We start from the raw sequence: 20,087 nt of genomic DNA on the forward strand, positions 1-20,087 counted from the left end.
CTTCCCGGGGCTTTTCCATACTCAATTCAATAATCCAGACTACATATCCACAGCTTTGATCCAAATTACAGCATCCTGAGAGAGTTCTTTACCCTTGAACTCTTTGTCTGGACCGGCACCCAGTGCGCAGAAGCCCCACCATCCCGCTTTGGGAACGGTGAAGGTTACGTAGCCATGAGCATCGGTTTTAACACCCATGGTTACGAAAGCATCGTGAGGAGCCTCAGATTTTGCTTCTTTCTTAAATGAATTGTTTTCCATGTCAGGCTCATGGTTCATGTACTCAACTTCAACGTCAGCATTGGGAACGGGCTTGCCGTCGGAAAGGAGCTGCGCCTCGAAGGTCATACCGGTCCACATTGCATAAGGCTTAACAAGGGGAACCCATTCAGTCTTAAGGCCGGCAGAAGCAGCCCAGTTACCGGGCAGGCCGCCAACGTTCATGTAGGTCTTGGTAATCTGCTGGATGTAGATATCTTCTTCTCCTTCATAGTATGGAGCAGGAACCAGAACCAGAGTGTAATCACCCATGGAACGAACAATCTTCTTGGGAAGTTTTGCTTCGTAAGCTTCACCGGAGTTGGTCAGGCTGGTCCATGTGATGGGTTTAAGCAACTTTTTAAGGTCATACTTTTTAGTTTTACCCTCTTCACCTTTCTGATGCAGCATGTAGAATTCTTCAGGCATGCCCATTTTCATAGTGTGACCGGCTTCATAGGGATGGGTAAAGACAAGCTTCACATCGGTTTCAGCCCCCTTGTTTATCGCAATTTCCGGGGTATAAATCATCTGAAAGTGGGCAGAAGCCGGAACCGCCATGGCAACCACCAGCAACAGGTTGAGAAAAACTACCTTCATCTTCATCTTGTTTCTCCTGATTGTGATTTTGATCCTCTTTATCAAAAGACAAAGAAAATTTTTTGAATTTTGGAATTAACAGCACACATCATTGTACCCTCATAATGCGTGCAGAAGAACCGCCTATTCAACAATATCGGAACCGTCGATTTCAATGGAGTGGCCTTCGCCGCCATCAAAAGTAACAGTATAGTGGCCTGCAGGTTTCTTGAATTCAAACTCGCTGTTCTCATTCATTGCCCCCTTAAAGATAACTGCACCGGAATCATCACGAATGAATATTTTAACACCGGAAGCTGAAGAACCGTCAGAGAATCCTCCTTCGCAGAGAACGGTACCGTCACCGTTATCAAAGCAACTGCACAAAGGGGAATGGGCCAGAGCGGCAGTAGCGGAAAGAACGATCAGTCCGGCTGCCACGACAAGTTTAGCAATTATGTTTTTCATAGCTGTCTCCTATAAGTTATTTATTGGTTACTTGGTTGATATTCATAGGAAGAAGAAACCTTATCCGACGCAATCTTGTGCACCAGTGCAATCAGCAGCGCCACCGATAAAGCCAGTACATAGAATCCCTTCATCATGGTTATTCCGCTTGCCCCGATGGCATTACCCAGAGTGAAGACCGAAGAGGCCACACCGAAGCCTACTGCTGTGGGAAAGAAGATGGCAAAAACCATCCACTTATAAGACCCGGTCTGCACCTTGACCATAATCGTAGCCGCAAGGCAGGGAGGATACAGGGCAAAGAAAAGAATAACTGCAAGGGCATGCAGGGAATTCATGCCGCTGTGCTGACTTTCATTGTCCATGCGCTGCTCAAGGGTCTGATTGTCATCAGCGCCCTGCTGGTACAACACACCCATGGTCGCCACGGAGGATTCACGGGCCGCAAAGGAGCTGATCAGGGCGATATTAATTTTCCAGTCAAAACCTGCGTATTTAGTTACAGGCTCAAGGGAACGCCCGATCATACCGAAGAAGGAAGTCTTGATTTTTTCTTCCTTAATCATGCGGCGCAGAGATTTTCTTGCAGTTGAGACCTTGCGCAGGGCACGGTTCACAACCTTGGCTGCTTTGTCACCACCGGGCTTGACCAGAATAAAGGAATCTGGATTGGCTTCCTTAAATGAACTGTCCACCCTTGCAGCTCCCTCTTTGCCGGAAGCATTCATGCGGGCACGCTTGTAATCATCATAGAGATTAAGCAACGGCAGCATTTTATCTCCGGTGGCAAGGGCTGCATAAGCATTCTCTGCGACATTTGAATCATAAACTGCAACAGCTTTGCTCATCTCGGCTTCATAGTAATCCATACGTTCCGCCGAGAGTCCGGGAAACTGCAGCAAAGAAAACACGCACAGGGAAACCGCAACAACAATGGAACCAACCTTTTTAATGTACTCCCAAGTCCTTTCAAGTGACCGCTGGGCCACACCGAAGAAAGTGGGAGCATGGTAGTTGGGCATTTCCATAATGAAGGGAGCTGTTTCACGTCCTTTAAGGACTGTTGTGGTCAGGATCTTAGCAATGATCAGAGCCATGATGATCGTAATTGTCGAGATAAAGAACATTGCCCATGACTTGTGGTCCGCAAAATAGATGTTCACCAGCAACGTGTAGAGCGGAATTTTGGCAAGGCAATTCATAAACGGCACGGTCAGGATGGTTGCCAGCCTTGAGCGCTCATCAGGAATGCCTTTTGTGGACATAATTCCCGGAACAGCGCAGCCCCCGGCAAAGACCCCCCCCAGAATAAACGGCAGGGTCGATTGCCCGTGCAGGCCGAAACTGTGGAAAATACGATCAAGAATAAAGGCTATCCGGGCCATATAGCCGGAATCCTCAAGAATTGCGATCAGTGCAAACAGAATCAGAAAAATGGGGACATAGTTAAGCAGGGTATTGGCACTGTCCACCATCCAAAGGACCATGGACCGCAACAGGGAATCTTCAATCAATCCCGCAGGGGGCAGGATAGATGCGACAAAATCCCTGAACGTGGCCAAAAAAGGCCAAGTATACTTGGTAAGCTCGTATCCCTGGACAATGGAAAGTTCATAAATGAGATAGACAGTAGCCAGCAGAAAAAACGGAGCCAAGGCACGGTTCAGAACCCAGTGGTCGATCCTTTCGGAAATAGGCTGTCCGGAATCTTTTTCCTTGGTAACGCAGGCCTCTACAATTTCTCCGGCAACCCTGTCACGGCAGGCAACAATGTAGTCGCCGGTATCAACTCCGGTTTCATCTTCAAAAGCCATTCTGCGGGAAAGAGCATCTTCAATAATAGGCTTACCGTTTGAATGCTTGGTCTCAACAATCTTCCGGGCCTCGGAATCATTTTCCAAGAGCTTGATTGCCAGCCAGCGCAAGGGATAGAGTACTCCAAGACTGGTATCTGCTGCCAGCTGTTCTTCAAGAGCCTCTGCGTGGATTTCCAGATCACCGTAGTCGATAACCACCGGACGGGAATATGCTTCCTGATTAACTGCCTTGCGAATGGCAGCTTTCAGGGCCTGCTTGCCTTTACCCTTACGTCCGATAGTCGCGACAACGTCAACACCTAGACGATTAGTGAGTTCCTTCAAGTCAATCGAAAGCCCCTGACTCGTCGCAACGTCCATCATATTCAGAGCTACGGTGACAGGAAAATTCATCTCCAGAACCTGAAAAGTAAAATATAAACTGCGGCGCAGACAGGTTGCGTCCATGACGTTTACAACTACGTCCGGCTTTTCTTCCAGCAGGAATTCACGGGAAACCCGCTCCTCAAGGGAAAATGAAGTCAGGCTGTAAGTGCCGGGAAGATCGACCACTTCATAACGTGTCTTTCCTTCGCGATAACTTCCCACCTTCTTATCAACTGTTACACCGGGATAGTTGGCCACATGCTGATTTGCCCCGGTCAGCATATTATATGTTGTTGATTTACCGGCGTTCTGCTGCCCGGCGAGAGCGACGAGAAAGTTATCTTTCATCGCCTGTTTACCTTCAGCGCTCATCTTCCACCTCAATCTGGTAAGCCTCGGTGCGACGCAAGGTCACGCAGTATCCTGCTACACGCAACTCAAGAGGGCAGCCCAATGTCGCCACACGGACAACTTCGATCTCCCTGCCGGGGACAAAACCCAAATCAAGCAACCTCTGCCGCACCGCACCATTGGAAGAATGACCACGAATTACGGCTTTTCCACCAATTGGGATGTCCAGAAGGCTTTTGCCATGTATGCGGCAAGGCTTCCCCTGTCTTCTTCCGCCAGCACCATGACGCCCCTTCCTTATGGAAGCAGGTTCACGGTTAAAGAAATCAAACTTGTTCAACATAACTTTAGCCTCGTTGTTTGCATTCGATTTTGCAAATGAATTTCGAAATCAATTACTATAGATGCAGATTTCAATTGTCAACAATAAAAACACCAGCGCTCCGATAATAAAACTAATCTGGTTTCATCTCCTTTTTTCTTGATATTGACATTCGTTTTCATTAACGAACAAATGATTACAGGTTAACGGCAATGCTTCAAAACCGCTTTCTTCCAATAATAATGGTACAGGATAAGCTGGAAGGATCATGCCGGGGAGGAAAACAATTGCTTACTATCTTAAAAGATAAATTCAAAAATTCATTCATATTAAAACGCAGGACCAATAGTAGAAACAAGCTAAGAGCAAAGTCATTTATGGCGATACTCTTGATACTAATCCTTCCTGCCGGGGTCATGCTGGCTCTAACCGAACTGGCGGACAGTAACTCACTGCCCATGTTTATCTGCCTGCACTTCAGTTTATGCATAGCCCTGTGCATGCCCATCGCCACTTGGCTTGAAGATTGGATGGTCAACAGGGAAGTCCGCAAGATGAACAGCTTCTGCATAAAACTCAAACAAGGCAGATTGGATCACCGTCTGGAAATCTACTCCAACAAAACAGGCTCTGCCACTGATGAACTTTGCAGGCTTCAGCACAACCTGAATTGGCTGGCCCACTCCGTTGCCAAACGGGAATCCAAACTGACAGAGTCATTAGCAAAGACCCAGCGGGACAAGGAAAGACTCAACCTGCTTTCCTACACCGACCACCTTACCGGATTGTTCAATAAACGCTTTTTTGAGCTGAAACTGGTAGAAACCTGCTCCAGATGCATTTCATGCAAAACACCTCTCCATCTCATGCTCATAGACTGCGACCACTTTAAGGAGGTCAACGATGTGTACGGGCATCAGGAAGGAGACAGGCTCCTTGCGGAACTTGGGCAAATCATCAGTTCCTCTGTTAGAAACGGTACTGATTTTCCCTTCCGGTTCGGTGGGGACGAATTCGGAGCAATCCTTGTCGGCGTGGACTCAACCCGCTGCGAGCAGATTGCCGAACGTATTCGAAACCGTTTTGCGCAAGTTAAAGTTGGTAAGGCAAGTTTAAGCATAGGTATCTCTAAACTCTGCTATCAGGCTGTTGATCCTGAAGCCGAAGCCGAAAAGCTGGTCTCCTCTGCAGATAAGGCCTTGTACTTTGCCAAAAATACCGGAAGAGACAAGGTGATAAGTCCAGCCCAGTATAAAGAAATCCTGCATAGAGCTTAGTTTTCAGCAGAGATTTATCTCTGCTGAAAACTTGCTAACCAGCCATATCAGCCTTTGCTTCATCAACAAGGCGGGCGACTTCGTCCTTGGCAGAACTATACTGCCGGGAAGCCCAGCTACCTGCTTTCACCCCGCCTTTAACCACCTTACTGACCGCGGGTTTTACACCCCCGGCCTTGTATACAGCATATACAGCTACACCAACCGCAGTAGCGGCTGTTGAAACCAGCAATATTTTTCCGATATTGAAACTCATTTTTATTCTCCTTAAAGAACCATAAGACAAAATAATTTATACTCCTGATATGCAAAGCGCATAACAAGATAAAGTCATGCAAATGATAATTACTTGCGATAATGAGTTATTGTTTTCGACAGTTTGGACAAATCCCATAAAGAATCATCTTATGCCTGTTCACGGCAAAATCGTATTTATTGGCCAACTTTTCCTGCAGTTCCTCTATACGTTCTTCCACAACTTCAATCCGGCAGTTGCAACGGATACAAACCAGATGGTCATGGTGATCCCTGTTATGGCGGCATTCAAACCGGGTTATTCCGTCCCCGAAATCCAATGGCTCAGCAATACCGCTATCAGACAGGAGTTTTATGGTCCGGTAAACCGTTGCCGGACTGATGGAAGAATCACGCTTGCAGACATGTTCATAAAGCTCTTCGCATGAATGATGTCCTTGAATTCCCAGAAATACTTCCAATACAATACGTCGCTGCTCAGTTGCAGCCATTTTATTCTTGGTAAGATATTCCAAGAACTGAGTTTGCGGACTTGACATCCTTCCCTCCATTGTGGATTTTGTGAAAATGACACTGACGATTATTCTCAAGTGATAACCATTGTCAAGCTATGAGCACTCACTCACGTTGAATAAATTTCTGCAATTGAAACTCAATAGTGCTGCTTTATAAAATAATTAAGTACGCTAATTATCAATAGCACCATGAAAAACAGTGACGGGATGCCGTCTACGAATAAAGGAGTATGAAATGACAACACCTACAACGACAAGAATTCTTCCCGTGATCACAGCTTCGGCCGCTGCAACCGGCGCACTGGTTGGCGGAACAGTTGCTGCTGTTCGTTCCACCATTGCTGTTAAAGAAGGCAAAATGAGCAAAAGCGATGCCGCAAAGACTGTTGCGACCGAATCAGCAGGAACCGGACTGGCCACAGCAGCGGGAGTGGCAGCCACCGGTATACTCGGCCTTGGCGGTCTGGCCGGACTGCTCGGATTCACAGTAGTTGCCACCGGAGCAAAGATGCTCTGGGACAAGGCCGTCCCTAATGCTCTCGAGAAAAAAAGACCTACCCCTATCGAAGAAATGAGCTAGCTCTACTTCATACATTTCCCATCGGACAGCCCTGCATTTAATCAGGGCTGTTACGCTTTTAGATCCATACGGCAAAATAATAAGTTTTCGTTGACAAAGGCTTTACACATTTGTATCTCCTCTCTCGTGGAGTTGATATTCAATTTCAATTTCATAAGGTGTCCGTCTGATAATCCAGTAAACGTAGGATCTTCACGTGAGAGCAGAAAAAACATACGCAAGCATAAAGCATTCAATACCGGGCAGAATCAGATTCAAGGTGCCGGACCTAAGGAAAGACAAAATCCTTTGCAGCACTGTTGAACGAAACCTTGAAAAGGTTGCCGGGATAACCCGCACCCGGACGAACAACAAATGTGCGGCACTGGTAATCCGCTACAATCCTGAATTCATTACTTCTGAGCATGTTTACGAAGTATTACGGGAGATTGTAGCTGTTCACACTACCAAAATCTGTCCGATCAAAGACAAGAAAGAATGCGGCTGTCCTCAGATCAAAGGCGCCCTGCGCTACTTTTCCTTTGTTTCCGCAGTAGGCGGAGCTGTACTGATCAGTGAATCCCTGTTGGGAATTACTGTAGCTCAAACTCTGTTCAGCCCGCTGGGTTTCCTTACTGTGCTGGCGGCAGTTCCGCTGGTCAAGGAAGCTGTAACCAAGCTGCGTGAAAAGAAATTCGGACTTGAAGGTATTCTTGCCGGAGGAATTGTGGCTGCGGTAGTTGCCGGGGAAGCCATGACCGCCTTTGAAATCCTTTGGATAAATGCAGGAGCGGAACTTCTCACCGCATGGATAACTGAACGTTCCCGCCGGGCCATTTCCGGTATTCTGGACAACACCACCCACCATACATTTGTGCTTAAAGACGGGGTTGAAGTTGAGGTGGAGATCAGCAATCTCCAAGCTGGAGATGTTGTAGTCCTGCATACCGGTGAAAAAATATGCGTGGACGGAACTATTTTAGACGGCCAGGGACTGATCAATGAGGCACCCATCACCGGACGGGCCGATTTCATCCATAAACAACAGGATGATCAGGTTTTTGCAGGAACATTCGTGCGTGAAGGAGTCATCTATGTCCGGGCAGAAGAAGTCGGTGATAAGACCTATCTGGCCCGTATTCTCCACAAGGTGGAAGACTCCCTTGAAAACAAGACCGCCATTGAATCTACAGCGGACAAACTTTCGGTACGTCTGGTCAAAATCGGCTTTGCCTGTACCGTAGGAACACTTCTGCTTACTGCCGACCCGTGGCGGGCCTTCACTGTACTGCTGGTCATGGCCTGCCCCTGCGCAACCGTACTTTCAGCTTCAACGCCCATCAGCGCAGCCATCAGTACTGCCGCCAAGAATAACATTCTTATCAAGGGCGGCAGATATCTTGAAGAAGTAGGCAAATGCGACATCGCCTGCTTCGACAAGACCGGAACCCTGACCGGAAGCGAACCTAGCCTTGAACATATCCACACCACCGAAGGCGTCACAGAAAATGACCTGCTGACCTATGCCTTTTCTGTGGAAACCCATAACCATCACCCACTGGCTCAGGCAATCAAGCATGAAGCCGGATTCAGGAAACTTGCTCCCCTGCCCCACACTGTGTGTGAATATTTCTTAGGCAAGGGTATGCGCGCTGAAGTCGCTGAGAATGAAAACCATTCTACGGAAATTTTAGTGGGCAACAAAAAGCTCACTGAGCAGTTTGATGTGCGCATAGGCAGCTTGAGCAGACAGGTTTCCAGCCTTAAAAGCAAAGGGTTGACCGTGCTTTACGTGGTTAAGGACAAGGAACCTATAGGTTTGCTGGCCTTTGCCAACACCATCCGCGAAGAGTCCGCAACTGTCCTTAACACTCTTGGGGCAGGCGGTGTTGAACACACCGTACTGGTCACCGGAGATGAACCAGCAACAGCCAATGAACTTGCCCGGATTCTGAACATCCCGGAAATCCACGCTTCAGCCATGCCGGAAGAAAAGGCAACCCTTGTGCGGAACCTGCAAAGTGAAGGAGGCAAAGTCATGATGGTCGGCGACGGAATCAACGACGCCCTTGCACTCGCGCAAGCCGACGTCGGCGTAGCCATGGGAACCGGAGGGGCTGAAGTTGCTGTTGAAGCAGCAGATATCGCACTGGTCGATGATGACCTCAAGGGACTCATGTATGTCCAGCAACTGAGTCAGGACACTGTGAAAATAGCCTACCAGAACTTCTGGCTGGCAACAGGTTCAAATATAGCGGGAGTCATTATGGGAGCCACCGGCGTTCTCTCTCCGGTCATGGCCGGATTCCTGCACATTCTTCATACCATGGGGGTAATCGCCAACTCTTCAAGGCTGCTCCTGCATTCACCTGAAGCAATCGAATCCAAACAAGGTAAAATTTATGAACTTCCGCAAAATAGTTGAACTGGAAAAGCATCTTGATGTGGCACACCACATACCGGGCAGGATCAGGGTTAAATTCAGCCCGCTCATTTTAACAAAACCCGTAACGCTGGCAGCAATGAAGGAACATTCGGAACTGCCGGAAGCCATCAAGGATGCCCGGGTCAACATGGCCGCCCGGTCTGTGGTTATTGAATACGACCCTGAACATATTCAGCCGGAGCTGATTGAAGAGCTGATTCAGGGAACAGACAAAGACAAGAAAGCACAAATCATCAGCGACCTCTATGGCAGGCTGATGAATAATGGATAAAAAAAGACTATTACTTAGAGGAGCTATCCAAAATGAGCACCGAACATACCGCACCCGATGCACAGCAGACCGCACCGCAACAGCCCTACACCTCTCAGCCCGTTATGGGGCCTGATCAGGGCCAGCCGCACTTTTCCTACACCACTCCCGGCGATCCGTATCAGGGAGCACCAGTTTCCGGGTATGCACAGCCTGACATGACTGCCCAGCAGCCCATGCAGCAGCCCGCATATCAACAACCGATACAGCAGCCGGCACAACCTGTTTACGGACAGCCCGTGTATTACGGCCAAACTGTATATGGTCAGCCTGTCTACGGACAGCCGGTATACGGTCAGGTTTACCAGCAGCCAGTGCAGCAACCCGTGTATCAGCAGCCGGTACAACAGCCTGTCCAGCAGGCTCCCACAATCGCTCCCAACACCTCGGAGGATCAGGTCAAACAATTCGTTGATCTGGTCAAAGACACTGCTGAAGGCAAGGCTGATCCGACAAGTTTTCTCAGCTTTTTCAACGGCATTGATGACGGTTTCTGGAAAGGTCTTCTCGTGGGCGCTGGCATCACCTTTGTCTGCACCAGCAAGACCGTAAGATCCATCTTCACTTCCGGCGGCGGAAAGGAAGAAATGTCCGCTGAAGAAATGGAAAGAATGGAAGATCTCAAGGCCGAACAGGAATACATGGCCGCACAGGCTGCCAAAGAAGCAGCAGAAAAGGAGTAAAAAATGAGTCAGGATTACAACAACGACTACGTATACAATTATCAGGACCCGCAGCTCACCGAACAGCAGCGCGTTGATTCCCTGCAGCCGGTTCAGCCCGTGAACGAACCCTCAACTGTTAAAAGTTGGGTAAATTTCACTGATTCCCGCTATCTGAAAGGTTTCCTCGTGGGCGCTGGCGTAGCACTTGTTGCCTCCAACCCCAAAGTCCAGAAAGCTATTGTTTCCGGTGCGGTTAAAACATGGTCCGCTGTTCAGGGCGGAATTGAAGAAGCCAAGGAAAAAATTCACGACATCAAAGCCGAAGCGCAGTCTGAGTAAGAAGCCTCCGGCGTCTGGGGAAGGGGAAACTCTTGCAAGAGTTTCCCCTTCCCCAGACCCCATCCCCTTCAGAACCTTTTAGTATGCTTCGCTCCTAGCGCCTTTGTACGGCCTTTGAAATGGAAAAAGCGAAGCCCTAATGAAAGTTTTGGGAGAGTCCAGAGAAGCTTTTTCAAAAAGGTTCTTTGGACCTCGGAGAGCCCCCGGAGGGACACCAAGATGAACGCTTTACCTGAAAATACTGACCTGATTCAAACTAAAGGCAAAAAAAACTTCCGCCAATGCAAGGACTGTCCGCTTACCCCGAGTAAAACCAAGACCGCTGCTAAAGTTGGAATGGTTGCCACGCTCGGGGCCTCAGCGGCTTCCGGAGTGCTTAAGTTCAAAGGAGCAAAACCCTTGCACCTCTGGGCTTCTTTTGCCTTTGTCGGCTTTACAGCTTTGCATTGGGCGGTTTCCAGAAGACCGCAGAGGACAACCAGATGATCGGAACTCCGAAAACAAGAAAACGTTTTACAATAGTCCACGAACTTCCGAAGCGGATCAGGCTGAAGTCACTGGTTCTGCTTGCACCTGATCTGGACCACAATTACCTGCAGGCCAGCGTGGAATCACTAAGCGGAGTTGAATCGGTCAGGATCAACGGTCCTGCCTTTTCCATTGCTGTTGAGTACGATGGCACACCAGAAGCCCGTTCAGCTATAATTGAAACACTGGACCATATTCCGCAGGAAGCTTTCCTTAAGGACAATGAGCAGGAGCATAATGTAGACCTGATTGATGTTGGCGCACGGACCGCAGCCGCAGCGGCAACACCTTTCCTGCCCCTGCCAGTGCAGGCGGCAACAAGCTGGATGCTGGGAATTCCCGGCATTATGAAAGGACTGGAAACACTTTTTACCCGCGGGGTCAAAATTGAAGTGCTGGACGGTACCGTTAAAGCTCTCTCACTGCTGCGGGGAGACTACTTCACCTCCAACTCAGTGGGGGCTCTGCTCAGCCTTGGTGAATACTTGGAAGATCAGTCCGAACAAAAATCCACTGACCTGCTTAAGACCCTGCTTAAACCGCAGGTCGAAAAAATATGGCTCGAAAAAGACGGACGCGAACTTGAAATAGACTTCAACGATCTGCAAATTGGTGACATTGTGGTCTGCGGTCCCGGTGAACTCATTCCCATTGAAGGCACAATCGTCGAGGGCGACGGTTCAGTAAACCAGAGTTCCATTACCGGGGAATCCGTACCCGTCCATCTGCAACCCGGAGACGCAACTCTTTCCGGCGCGGTTGTTGAAGAAGGCACCCTCAAGATCAGGGCGGATAAGGTCGGCGCAGAAACAGGCATGGCACGCATCAACCGCTATCTGGAAAGTTCCCTGCGTTCGCAATCAAAGAACCAGATTCAATCCGCAGAACTGGCTGACAAACTGGTTCCCCTGACCTTCGGGACCGGACTGGGTGTTTATGCCATCACCGGGGACTTAGCCCGCGCAGCATCGGTGCTGACCGTTGACTACTCCTGCGCCATCAAACTTTCCACTCCTGTTGCCACCCGAACTTCCATGTATACCGCCAGTAAAGCCGGTGTACTGCTCAAGGGCGGACAAGCCCTAGACAATCTGGCCGCAGTGGACACAATCGTCTTTGATAAGACCGGAACCCTGACCAAAGGGGAGCTGAAAGTTACCGACATCGTGCCCATGCCTCTATATGAAGAAGAGGAGCTGCTTTCCATTGCCGCCGGAGCGGAAGAGCATTACGCCCATCCGGTAGCAAGGGCGGTGGTCAATGAAGCCAAAGAGCAGGGGATTAAGCTCCCTGAAGTAAGCGGGGTCGACTTTATCGTAGCCCACGGTGTTTCCGCCTATGTTGAAGGCAAACGGGTCCTTGTTGGCAGCCAGCACTTTGTTGAAGAAGATGAGCACATCGATTGTTCCTATATGGAAAAGAAAGCCCGTCAGCTTCGCAATGCAGGTAAAAACCTGCTTTTCGTAGCCATGGATGAAGAGCTTATCGGTGTCATTGCCATGCGCGATGAACTGCGCCCCGAAGCACTTGAAGCACTCGAAGCTTTCAAGACTGCAGGGATCAAACGCATTGAAATACTTACCGGCGACCACCGCTCAACAGCTCTGGCCCTCGCAGCCCAGTTGCCTCAGGTAGATGCTGTCCACTGGGAACTCAAGCCTGAAGACAAGGCCGACATCGTCAAGGAACTCAAGGAAGGCGGTGCCAAGGTCGCATTCGCCGGAGACGGGGTCAACGATACCCCGGCCCTTGTCTGCGCCGATGTAGGCATCTGCATGCCTTCCGGGGCCGACCTTGCCCGTGAATCAGCGCAAGTCGTCATGCTCAATGAAGACATGCTTACCCTTGTGGAAGCACATCGCATTGCCCTGACCAACCGCGAAACCCTGAGCAACTGCCTCTGGTCTGCGGTCGGCATCAACTCCGCCACTCTGCTGCTGGCCGGTATGGGAAAAATATCCACTCTTGCTGCGGCCATGACCCACAACTTAAGTACTGTGGGCATACTTGGATACGCCGCCATGAAGACTTCGTCTGCGAACAAACCGCAAGAGTACGCAAAGGAGATCCGATAATGTCTCAGACATTAAGAAGCGCACCGGTTGAAACAAACCTTATGCTCAAGGCCGTGACCAGCGAAAGCCTGAAGAACCGCCTTGAACGCATGGGGCTGCATATAGGTTCGGAACTGCAGATTATGTCCGAAGATTCGGTCCAACACCCGGTAAGGATCAAGGGTCCGCATGGAGAAGTGCTCCTTGCCGCGGGAATGGCCTCCAAGGTCATTGTGCACCACGATGACGGACACAAGACTCCTGTCTTTGAAATGAATCCCGGTGAACACGGGCACATTGAAGGACTGACCGCCGGATCGCAGCTGGAAAGAAGCCTCAAAATTCTTGGGATATCCGAGGGAGATGACATCAAGCTGGTCCGCTGCCTACCTCCCATGACCTACAGGACGGTAGTAAACGGTAAGCAAACTTCACTCACAGAGGGCATGGCTGCCAAAGTCTGGGGGGAATGCGACGGGGTAGCCTGCCAGCTGGCAACCTGCGGCAAAGGACGCCCTTTTACGGTAAAAAAGATACTGGGCGGACCGAGAGCGACAAAATCAATCTCAACCACCGGTATCACTCCGGGTTCAACTGTAACTATTGAAACAGTTGAACCTGCCCGGGCCATCGGAATGACCCCCGGTGCCCGCATAATCATCATGACCAAGGAAGGCTTACGCCTGCACTTAAGGCCGGATCAGGCCGAAACCATACTGGTTACTGAAATATAGAATAAAAAGGGGGTAGTTTTTAACTACCCCCTTTTTATTATTTCATCTGATCAGCTTTCAGCTGCCCGCAAGCCGCTTTGATATCCTGTCCCATGGACCTGCGGATAGTTGCGGTTATCTTCTTATCCCAGAGATATTTTTCAAAGGCCAGAACCTTCTCTCTTGTGGGAGCCTTGTAGAGCGGCTCGTCGCCGGGGTTGTAGGCGATAAGGTTAACCTTGCAACGGCGGTGTCCGAGCAGTTTTACCAACTGTTTGGCGTGCTCAATGGAATCGTTGACTCCGCCCAGCAGGAGATATTCGTAAGTGACCTTCTCCCTCGGCTTGAGCGGAAAACGGTCCATGGCTGCCAGCAGGTCTTCAATATGAGTCTTGGCGGCTTTGGGCATAATCTTTTCTCGCAGTTCCTGTGTGGGGGCATGCAGGGAAATTGCAGGAAGAGTCAGCCCGGTCTTGCCCAGCTCTTCCAGCTGCTTGACGAAACCAACGGAAGAAACTGTTATGCGCCGGGGCACAAAGGAAAGTCCGTCAGGGTTGTTCAAGTTGCGCAGGGTTCGAATCAGATTATCGAGGTTGAGCAGCGGTTCACCCATACCCATGAAAACAAGATTCTTGAGCGGATCAAGATTGTTTTCGCGCAGGTATTTACGTCCCGCAAGGACCTGACCGAGCATCTCGGACATGGACATGTTACGCTCAAAACCCATTAACCCGGTATTGCAGAATGTGCAGGCCATGGCGCAGCCGACCTGAGTGGACAGGCACTGGGTGTAACGACCTTCCATGGGAATAAGTACTGTCTCCACCAGTGCGCCGTCGTTAAGGCGAAGGAGCAGCTTGATGGTCCCGTCCTTACTGGTCTGAACCACATCCACCTGCGGATGATTAATAACCGCCCTGGACTTCAATTCATCACGCAGATTCTTGGCAATGTTGGTCATGGAATCGAAATCTTCGACGCCTTTCTGCCAAAGCCACTGCCAGATCTGGTCGGTACGGAAACGGGGAGCCTTAAGCTCCTGCGAAACAAAGCTTTCAAGCTCGCTGTATTCCAAATCAAGTATATCTATCATTTTGTTATTATCTGACATTATTTCATTTTACCCGGATTAAAACGGACAATAAAAATCTTTTCTTTAAGCCATTTAATTGTCAGTAACTCCCTCTCCTCAATTTCAATAAGACTTTTAATCATGGGGGGAAGGGAATCCATGAAAGGTTTTATTGTATAGTAATCCACAGAAGAAAGCAGCAACACTGCATTTTTGAATTTCTTGTTCTTCAGGTATTGGTAGACCGGATATTTTTCTGCATCCGGGTGTTCTTTTTTAAACAACTCTGCCGCAATCTGTGGGGTCGCCAGAACCTGAAGCAGATCACCGGCACGCGCCCCGGAACCGAGCGAGTACATGCAGTTTCCATCCTTATCAAGCTTTTTAAGGTAGTAGGCCACATCGGGAAAAGTCTTAATAAAGAACGGACGGTGGATAACCAGAGTATCACTATTGGAAAACTCGGCGATCCTATCAGTAACCGCCTGAGCCAGAATAGGTATAGGCCTATTTACAGTTAAGGAGGCATAAGACGGCAATGCTTTGTAATAAAAAGGCATTACCACCGTGATTGCCAGTGATCCGACTACAATATGCACTGCCGGCCGCTGGGATTGCTTAATGCTCACAATAAGCATGACCAAAAAGAAACCGCCCAGAGCAATAAAGAAAGGAAGCATCAAATCCATATACTGGCCCACAGGAACACGGTCCGCAAGGTTCACCGAAACACTCATGGATTTGAACGAGCGGTAACCGAGCATGGCAGCCATGGACAGAATCCAGACAAAACCCATCTCAAAAAGGGTTCGATACGCTTTATCCCTCTTGGCATTGACCAGCCAGTCACACACCAGAATGGACAACAACGGCAGTATAGGCAGCATGTAGCGGTTGGACTTGAGCTTGAAAAGCAGGGTAAAAATTATCAGGTAGACCAGAAACAAACAAGCCATGAAGACATACTTTTCATTAAACTTCTCCCTGATACTGCGCCAGATTCCGTAAACGGTCCCAAACACATAACCGCCCCACGGGAAAAAAATAACGGTCAAGGTATCGAAGTAAGGATCAAGATGGCTTAACTTATCCGTAACCTTGGAACTTGTGGAGGCCGTATTATGAAAAAACTGCCCGACCAGCCCCTGAGTGTAGTCAAAACCGGAACTAAGCCATGCAACGTAAAGCCAGAGGAAGAATGGAACGCACCCGGCAGTAAACCAGAGTAACAGGATATTACGGTCAGCCCATTTAGCAGCGACCAGACCTTTGATGTTCATGGCGGACACAAATGATGAGGACTCGCCGGACTCATTCTTCATGTTTACATTGTGACGAATCCCCACTGCCAGAGCATAACCGGCCAATGGCAGGAATGCGAAAGGACCTTTGGCCAGCACCCCCAAAGCGGTCAATACAGCACCGCCAACTGCAACCTTGGCACTTTTGTCTCCAAGGTAACGTTGTAAATAAAAATAAGTGGCCCAAGTCACGCAGCAAGCGAAAACCACGTCAACCTTCATCATCACAGCCATGAATTTGAAAAGAACCGAACTTTGCAGGATCATCCCGGCCAGCAGCCCTGTTGCCGGACCGAACAGCTTACGCCCGGTCATAGATGTTCCCAGCACCATGAGCACTGAGCAAATAACCGTAGGCAAACGTAGTAAGGACAAAATATTACCGCTGAAACCGTCAAGTGAAGCCAGCCACGCAAAAGGATACATTACCCAGTAAGTCAGCGGCGGCTTCTCCATTCTCGGCATGCCGTCGAACATGGGAGCCAGCAGGTTGCCGCTGTGGATCATTTCATACACAGCACGGGCATATTTCGGTTCGTCAATATCGTAAAAATAATTCAGCCAAGTTCCGTAAAAAGAAACCACGGCAGAAAAAAGAAGCAGCATGCCCAGCAGCAACGCCCAGTTTTTCCGACAAAATCCATTAAGACCTGACTCAGGTGTATTATCCATTTGCTGATCCCGATTCCAAACTATATTTTAAAAAAAATTCATGTTCACTATGTCGGCTACCTGTACCAGAGTTCTCCCTCCAAGTCGAAGCATGCGGGGCTGGATTAAATGGCCGTGATAGGTTACTTATTAAGCCATATCTTACTTATATTTACCAAGAGGCTGAGATGCGTTTTCCAATTTCCGTAAAACTTCTTTTTTTAGCTTTTCTTATTTCCCTGCTGCCCGCAGCAGCCGAAGCCTCGTCCACGCACATCTCCATCGGAGATTTCCTTACTCCTTCAGGGCAACCTTCTCAGGAATTCAAAGCCACTATCCAACAGCAGTTAACAGCGGCAGGATTTAGTTGTGCAAACTGCACAGAACAGCAGCCTGAGTCAAGGTACACCCTTTCAGGCTTGATGATAAGAGATGAGAACGGAACATCTTTCTCCGCTTTACTTACCGATAACTTTCACCTTGAACCCGAAGTTTTCATTAAAGGGAAACAGATCGGCGGCAGCAGTTCGGAACCTGCAGCCAACAGACTTGCTGATTCAGCTGCACATTTAATTTCAAACCAGTCTGTTGCCTCAATCGACGTCAGTGGAGACTCCCGGCTTACTCCAAACGCAGTAATGGCTCTGGCACAAATCCTGCCCGGAGAGGATGCCACTCCGCAAAAAATTATCGCCGCCCGGATCATCCTCGAGAACTGCGGTCTATTTGAAAAAGTCCGCATATACCTGACCCCCGGACCGGACGGACGAAAGGTAAAAATTTCTGTTCAGGAAAAGGATTCAATCATCCCTGCCAGCATGCCCGGTCCCGGTAAAGCAGTACTGGATAATATCCTCGGCCCTGCCGATTTAGACCTGCCCGAATTTCCGGCTATTTCAGAAGACCAATTTCCCGGACTATGTAATGCGACTTGCAGTGGATATCTGGCTTACCGTGCCGAAGATATCCTGACCCGTTTACGTAACAACGAACACCAGCTAAATCTGGAAGATGTGGAAGAGTTGGTAGTTGTGGCCGCAGCAATAAGGAACAACATTTCAAAACATGACGTCCTATGCCGCGATATGTGTATTATCCTGCTGAAACTCTGCTCCATGCTGGATTCCCAGACAATCCGTGCTATCTCCGAAGGATTGCAGCAAAATGTTGCCCAGAATGAGAACGGCCCGCACACACTTGAAAATAATCTGGAACGCATTGAATTTTTGACCCAGGCATATGAAACAACACTTGAAACCCAACTGATACTTTCTTCCCGTATTTTCCATGACCGCATTCATTCCCCGGTAGTCCCGTGGATTTTATACTCACTTGGGGAGCAGGCTCTGAAAGCAGAAGACATTACCCGCGCAGCTCCTCTGCTAAGCGGTGCCATTGCAATTTCATCACTCCCGGTTGCCCCTGAAATGCTGCTGACAGCAGCCAAAGCGCAGTACAGCAACCTTGACCTTGAAGCCGGTGGAGCAGCAGCCACACAGCTCAAACCGCTATTGGCCAACCCGGACCTCGACGAGGAGCTACGCCGCCAGATCAGTTCCCTGCCCCGCAGGGCAAATCTTTGTGAAACAGCACTCTCCATATCAGATCAGGACACATTTGAGCTGCAACTTAAAAAAGGAAACGCACTCATCCTGCTGGACAGGCCAGACCTCGCGGAACCTCTTTTCCACATGCTTAACGGTATGAAACCTGATGATGCCCGACCTTTTACCGGACTTGCCCGCCTTGCCTTCCAACGGACAGGCAGCCTGCTCTCGGTAAGGCCTTATCTTGAACGGGCAGAACGCATGAACAATAAAGACCGTTATTTCTATGAACTTGCACTGGCCTACAAGATGGAACGCATCACAGCTGAAGCCCTGCCGACCATCCGGATTGAAGGCCGCAGTTCTGAAGAAGCATCAGCCACAAGATTTATCCTGCCGAAAACTCTGGAGTATGCTGCCGGTTATGAAAGATTCAACATGCCGCAGGCAAGACTGATCAAAGCCGGAGTCAACGTGCTCGGAGAATGGCTGGCCTACCCTGCTATGAGCGATACAGAAGCCTTTGAAAACATGTTCCAACAGACCATGCTGCTTGATGCTGAAATGGGAAAGCAACCTGAAATCATTTCAGCGGGCCTTTACTTTTCCACAGACTCAAGCAACAGGGCTGAAGCCAGAGAGCTTATTTCGCGCCCCATGTCCGTCAAGGCAGGCTTAAAGCCGAGATTCCTGCAGCTGAATCTGTTGATCCGTGAAATGGCACTCGCTCCCTCCGAACCACTTTCCAAAGCTCTGGAACAGGCTGCAAGATCCAGTTTTTCAGATACCCCAAGCAGAGAAGAGGCTGTGTCCCTGAAAGCTGACGGCCTTGCTATTGTCGGATTGTATAAAAACTCCACCGCCACTCTGAAACGGGCGGCATCACTGTATGCACTTGCTGTGGATTTGAATGAAGGAGACCAAGGAAGATTGCTCAACAACCTTGCACGAATTAATCTGGCCTTGGGCATGCGTGAAGAAGCTGACGATCTCTATGATGAAGCTCTGGACAGCAATCCTGAAGAAGGAAGAATTGCTGAGTTAGGTAAAATAATCTCGTCAATGGCCGGAGAAGAAAGGAAAAATGCTCTTCAGGAATTTGCCGCAGCTAAAATTTCACCACGGCTTAAAGACGCCGCTCTCAAATTAAGCGGCATAACAAACAGCACAACCGTACCGGAAAAAACTTCTTTTATAGAAATGGAAGGAGTCTATCTTAACGAAGAGAAAAAAATTACTACCGGATATAACAACTATTCCGGTCTATCCATAGATTTCAAATACAATAGCAATATATGGCTTTTGCCGACCTTGCGTCCCTAACGGCAATACAGCCCTAATCAACCGACTCAATTGTAAAATCCAACTCTTCAGCCATAAGGCGCAACGGCTCAACACCGCCAGTAATACGCATGATTTCAACAAGGGTCTCAGCGCCCAGTTTGGCTTTTTTATCTTCCGGATTAACTTCGCGAGCCAAAGTTTTGGGAGTCTTTCCCAGCCGTTCTGCCAATTCTTCCAATGGCACCGGACCATTCATAACCAAATCTTGAATTGCTTTTTCTACTTTTTTCGACATTATTTTCTGCCTTATAATTATCAGTTAACTAACCTTTAGGAGCTCTAATAAACTAAAACTCAACTCCGTTCAACATTCCATCTGCGGCTTCACTGAGCCCCATTGATTCAGCCCA

General features: G+C 49.0%; 19 protein-coding genes. 10 read left to right on the forward strand and 9 right to left on the reverse strand.

The window, feature by feature from the left end:
• Window positions 1-39 precede the first annotated feature (39 nt).
• From ACKU40_RS14975 to ACKU40_RS14990, 4 genes are all read right to left on the reverse strand, one after another.
• Window positions 40-864: a DUF4198 domain-containing protein gene (locus ACKU40_RS14975; RefSeq protein ID WP_320173600.1), complete on the reverse strand. Its 825-nt coding sequence runs from the start codon at window positions 862-864 to the stop codon at window positions 40-42.
• Between the two features lie 117 nt (window positions 865-981).
• Entirely contained in the window at window positions 982-1,305 is a 324-nt protein-coding gene (locus tag ACKU40_RS14980; RefSeq protein WP_320173601.1) for a hypothetical protein, read from the reverse strand.
• A 20-nt stretch (window positions 1,306-1,325) separates the two neighbouring features.
• Window positions 1,326-3,860, reverse strand: a complete 2,535-nt coding sequence (gene feoB / locus ACKU40_RS14985; protein ID WP_320173602.1) for a ferrous iron transport protein B — start codon at window positions 3,858-3,860, stop codon at window positions 1,326-1,328.
• Window positions 3,850-4,182, reverse strand: a complete 333-nt coding sequence (locus tag ACKU40_RS14990; RefSeq protein ID WP_320173603.1) for a FeoA family protein — start codon at window positions 4,180-4,182, stop codon at window positions 3,850-3,852. Before ACKU40_RS14990 ends, feoB begins: the two co-directional genes overlap by 11 nt.
• Window positions 4,183-4,538: 356 nt before the next feature.
• Between ACKU40_RS14990 and ACKU40_RS14995 the strand changes: the two genes are divergently transcribed.
• Entirely contained in the window at window positions 4,539-5,438 is a 900-nt protein-coding gene (locus ACKU40_RS14995) for a GGDEF domain-containing protein (protein WP_320173604.1), read from the forward strand.
• A gap of 34 nt (window positions 5,439-5,472) precedes the next feature.
• Here the strand turns inward: ACKU40_RS14995 and ACKU40_RS15000 are convergent, their stop codons facing one another.
• Both ACKU40_RS15000 and ACKU40_RS15005 read right to left on the reverse strand, forming a co-directional pair.
• Window positions 5,473-5,694 (reverse strand): hypothetical protein, encoded by a 222-nt coding sequence (locus tag ACKU40_RS15000; protein WP_320173605.1) that lies wholly within the window; start codon window positions 5,692-5,694, stop codon window positions 5,473-5,475.
• A gap of 106 nt (window positions 5,695-5,800) precedes the next feature.
• Window positions 5,801-6,232, reverse strand: a complete 432-nt coding sequence (locus tag ACKU40_RS15005) for a transcriptional repressor (RefSeq protein ID WP_320173606.1) — start codon at window positions 6,230-6,232, stop codon at window positions 5,801-5,803.
• Between the two features lie 211 nt (window positions 6,233-6,443).
• Between ACKU40_RS15005 and ACKU40_RS15010 the strand changes: the two genes are divergently transcribed.
• The 8 genes from ACKU40_RS15010 to ACKU40_RS15045 all read left to right on the forward strand — a co-directional run bounded on the left by ACKU40_RS15010 (window position 6,444) and on the right by ACKU40_RS15045 (window position 13,843).
• A complete protein-coding gene (locus ACKU40_RS15010) occupies window positions 6,444-6,788 on the forward strand; it encodes a hypothetical protein (RefSeq protein ID WP_320173607.1) in 345 nt (114 codons plus the stop codon).
• Between the two features lie 196 nt (window positions 6,789-6,984).
• Window positions 6,985-9,192 carry a cation-translocating P-type ATPase gene (locus ACKU40_RS15015; protein ID WP_320173608.1) on the forward strand — a complete coding sequence of 736 codons (2,208 nt, stop codon included), beginning with the start codon at window positions 6,985-6,987 and terminating at the stop codon, window positions 9,190-9,192.
• Window positions 9,170-9,484 carry an HMA2 domain-containing protein gene (locus ACKU40_RS15020; protein WP_320173609.1) on the forward strand — a complete coding sequence of 105 codons (315 nt, stop codon included), beginning with the start codon at window positions 9,170-9,172 and terminating at the stop codon, window positions 9,482-9,484. The genes ACKU40_RS15015 and ACKU40_RS15020 overlap by 23 nt, the downstream gene beginning before the upstream one ends.
• 32 nt (window positions 9,485-9,516) lie before the next feature.
• Window positions 9,517-10,206 carry a hypothetical protein gene (locus tag ACKU40_RS15025; RefSeq protein ID WP_320173610.1) on the forward strand — a complete coding sequence of 230 codons (690 nt, stop codon included), beginning with the start codon at window positions 9,517-9,519 and terminating at the stop codon, window positions 10,204-10,206.
• A gap of 3 nt (window positions 10,207-10,209) precedes the next feature.
• Window positions 10,210-10,527, forward strand: coding sequence for a YtxH domain-containing protein (locus ACKU40_RS15030; RefSeq protein ID WP_320173611.1), 318 nt, complete (start codon window positions 10,210-10,212; stop codon window positions 10,525-10,527).
• 219 nt (window positions 10,528-10,746) lie between these two features.
• The gene (locus tag ACKU40_RS15035; RefSeq protein WP_320173612.1) at window positions 10,747-11,013 is read left to right on the forward strand and encodes a hypothetical protein; all 267 of its coding nucleotides are present in this window, start codon (window positions 10,747-10,749) and stop codon (window positions 11,011-11,013) included.
• Complete coding sequence (locus tag ACKU40_RS15040) at window positions 11,010-13,130, forward strand: heavy metal translocating P-type ATPase (RefSeq protein ID WP_320173613.1); 2,121 nt, start codon at window positions 11,010-11,012, stop codon at window positions 13,128-13,130. The genes ACKU40_RS15035 and ACKU40_RS15040 overlap by 4 nt, the downstream gene beginning before the upstream one ends.
• Window positions 13,130-13,843 (forward strand): FeoA domain-containing protein, encoded by a 714-nt coding sequence (locus ACKU40_RS15045; RefSeq protein WP_320173614.1) that lies wholly within the window; start codon window positions 13,130-13,132, stop codon window positions 13,841-13,843. Before ACKU40_RS15040 ends, ACKU40_RS15045 begins: the two co-directional genes overlap by 1 nt.
• A gap of 37 nt (window positions 13,844-13,880) precedes the next feature.
• Here the strand turns inward: ACKU40_RS15045 and rlmN are convergent, their stop codons facing one another.
• Together rlmN and ACKU40_RS15055 are read right to left on the reverse strand one after the other, a co-directional pair.
• Window positions 13,881-14,915, reverse strand: a complete 1,035-nt coding sequence (gene rlmN, locus ACKU40_RS15050) for a 23S rRNA (adenine(2503)-C(2))-methyltransferase RlmN (RefSeq protein ID WP_320176391.1) — start codon at window positions 14,913-14,915, stop codon at window positions 13,881-13,883.
• Window positions 14,916-14,932: 17 nt separating this feature from the next.
• Window positions 14,933-16,867, reverse strand: coding sequence for a glycosyltransferase family 39 protein (locus tag ACKU40_RS15055; protein WP_320173615.1), 1,935 nt, complete (start codon window positions 16,865-16,867; stop codon window positions 14,933-14,935).
• A 167-nt stretch (window positions 16,868-17,034) separates the two neighbouring features.
• Here ACKU40_RS15055 and ACKU40_RS15060 point away from each other — a divergent pair, with 167 nt between their 5' ends.
• The gene (locus ACKU40_RS15060; RefSeq protein WP_320173616.1) at window positions 17,035-19,716 is read left to right on the forward strand and encodes a cyclic nucleotide-binding protein; all 2,682 of its coding nucleotides are present in this window, start codon (window positions 17,035-17,037) and stop codon (window positions 19,714-19,716) included.
• Between the two features lie 13 nt (window positions 19,717-19,729).
• On the opposite strand, the gene ACKU40_RS15065 is transcribed toward ACKU40_RS15060, so the two are convergent.
• On the reverse strand, window positions 19,730-19,972 hold the full coding sequence (locus ACKU40_RS15065; protein WP_320173617.1) for a phage regulatory CII family protein: 243 nt from the start codon (window positions 19,970-19,972) through the stop codon (window positions 19,730-19,732).
• Window positions 19,973-20,087 lie beyond the last annotated feature (115 nt).

The organism is Maridesulfovibrio sp. (assembly GCF_963666665.1).
GTDB lineage: Bacteria > Desulfobacterota > Desulfovibrionia > Desulfovibrionales > Desulfovibrionaceae > Maridesulfovibrio.

Coding starts and splice junctions, on each gene's coding strand:
- ACKU40_RS14990 (WP_320173603.1), bottom strand. CDS start 4,182: ATGTTGAACAAGTTTGATTTCTTTAACCGTGAACCTGCTTCCATAAGG.
- ACKU40_RS15045 (WP_320173614.1), top strand. CDS start 13,130: ATGTCTCAGACATTAAGAAGCGCACCGGTTGAAACAAACCTTATGCTC.
- ACKU40_RS15040 (WP_320173613.1), top strand. CDS start 11,010: ATGATCGGAACTCCGAAAACAAGAAAACGTTTTACAATAGTCCACGAA.
- ACKU40_RS15010 (WP_320173607.1), top strand. CDS start 6,444: ATGACAACACCTACAACGACAAGAATTCTTCCCGTGATCACAGCTTCG.
- ACKU40_RS15060 (WP_320173616.1), top strand. CDS start 17,035: ATGCGTTTTCCAATTTCCGTAAAACTTCTTTTTTTAGCTTTTCTTATT.
- ACKU40_RS15035 (WP_320173612.1), top strand. CDS start 10,747: ATGAACGCTTTACCTGAAAATACTGACCTGATTCAAACTAAAGGCAAA.
- rlmN (WP_320176391.1), bottom strand. CDS start 14,915: ATGATAGATATACTTGATTTGGAATACAGCGAGCTTGAAAGCTTTGTT.
- ACKU40_RS15000 (WP_320173605.1), bottom strand. CDS start 5,694: ATGAGTTTCAATATCGGAAAAATATTGCTGGTTTCAACAGCCGCTACT.
- feoB (WP_320173602.1), bottom strand. CDS start 3,860: ATGAGCGCTGAAGGTAAACAGGCGATGAAAGATAACTTTCTCGTCGCT.
- ACKU40_RS15030 (WP_320173611.1), top strand. CDS start 10,210: ATGAGTCAGGATTACAACAACGACTACGTATACAATTATCAGGACCCG.
- ACKU40_RS14995 (WP_320173604.1), top strand. CDS start 4,539: ATGGCGATACTCTTGATACTAATCCTTCCTGCCGGGGTCATGCTGGCT.
- ACKU40_RS15005 (WP_320173606.1), bottom strand. CDS start 6,232: ATGTCAAGTCCGCAAACTCAGTTCTTGGAATATCTTACCAAGAATAAA.
- ACKU40_RS15025 (WP_320173610.1), top strand. CDS start 9,517: ATGAGCACCGAACATACCGCACCCGATGCACAGCAGACCGCACCGCAA.
- ACKU40_RS15055 (WP_320173615.1), bottom strand. CDS start 16,867: ATGGATAATACACCTGAGTCAGGTCTTAATGGATTTTGTCGGAAAAAC.
- ACKU40_RS15065 (WP_320173617.1), bottom strand. CDS start 19,972: ATGTCGAAAAAAGTAGAAAAAGCAATTCAAGATTTGGTTATGAATGGT.
- ACKU40_RS14980 (WP_320173601.1), bottom strand. CDS start 1,305: ATGAAAAACATAATTGCTAAACTTGTCGTGGCAGCCGGACTGATCGTT.
- ACKU40_RS14975 (WP_320173600.1), bottom strand. CDS start 864: ATGAAGATGAAGGTAGTTTTTCTCAACCTGTTGCTGGTGGTTGCCATG.
- ACKU40_RS15020 (WP_320173609.1), top strand. CDS start 9,170: ATGAACTTCCGCAAAATAGTTGAACTGGAAAAGCATCTTGATGTGGCA.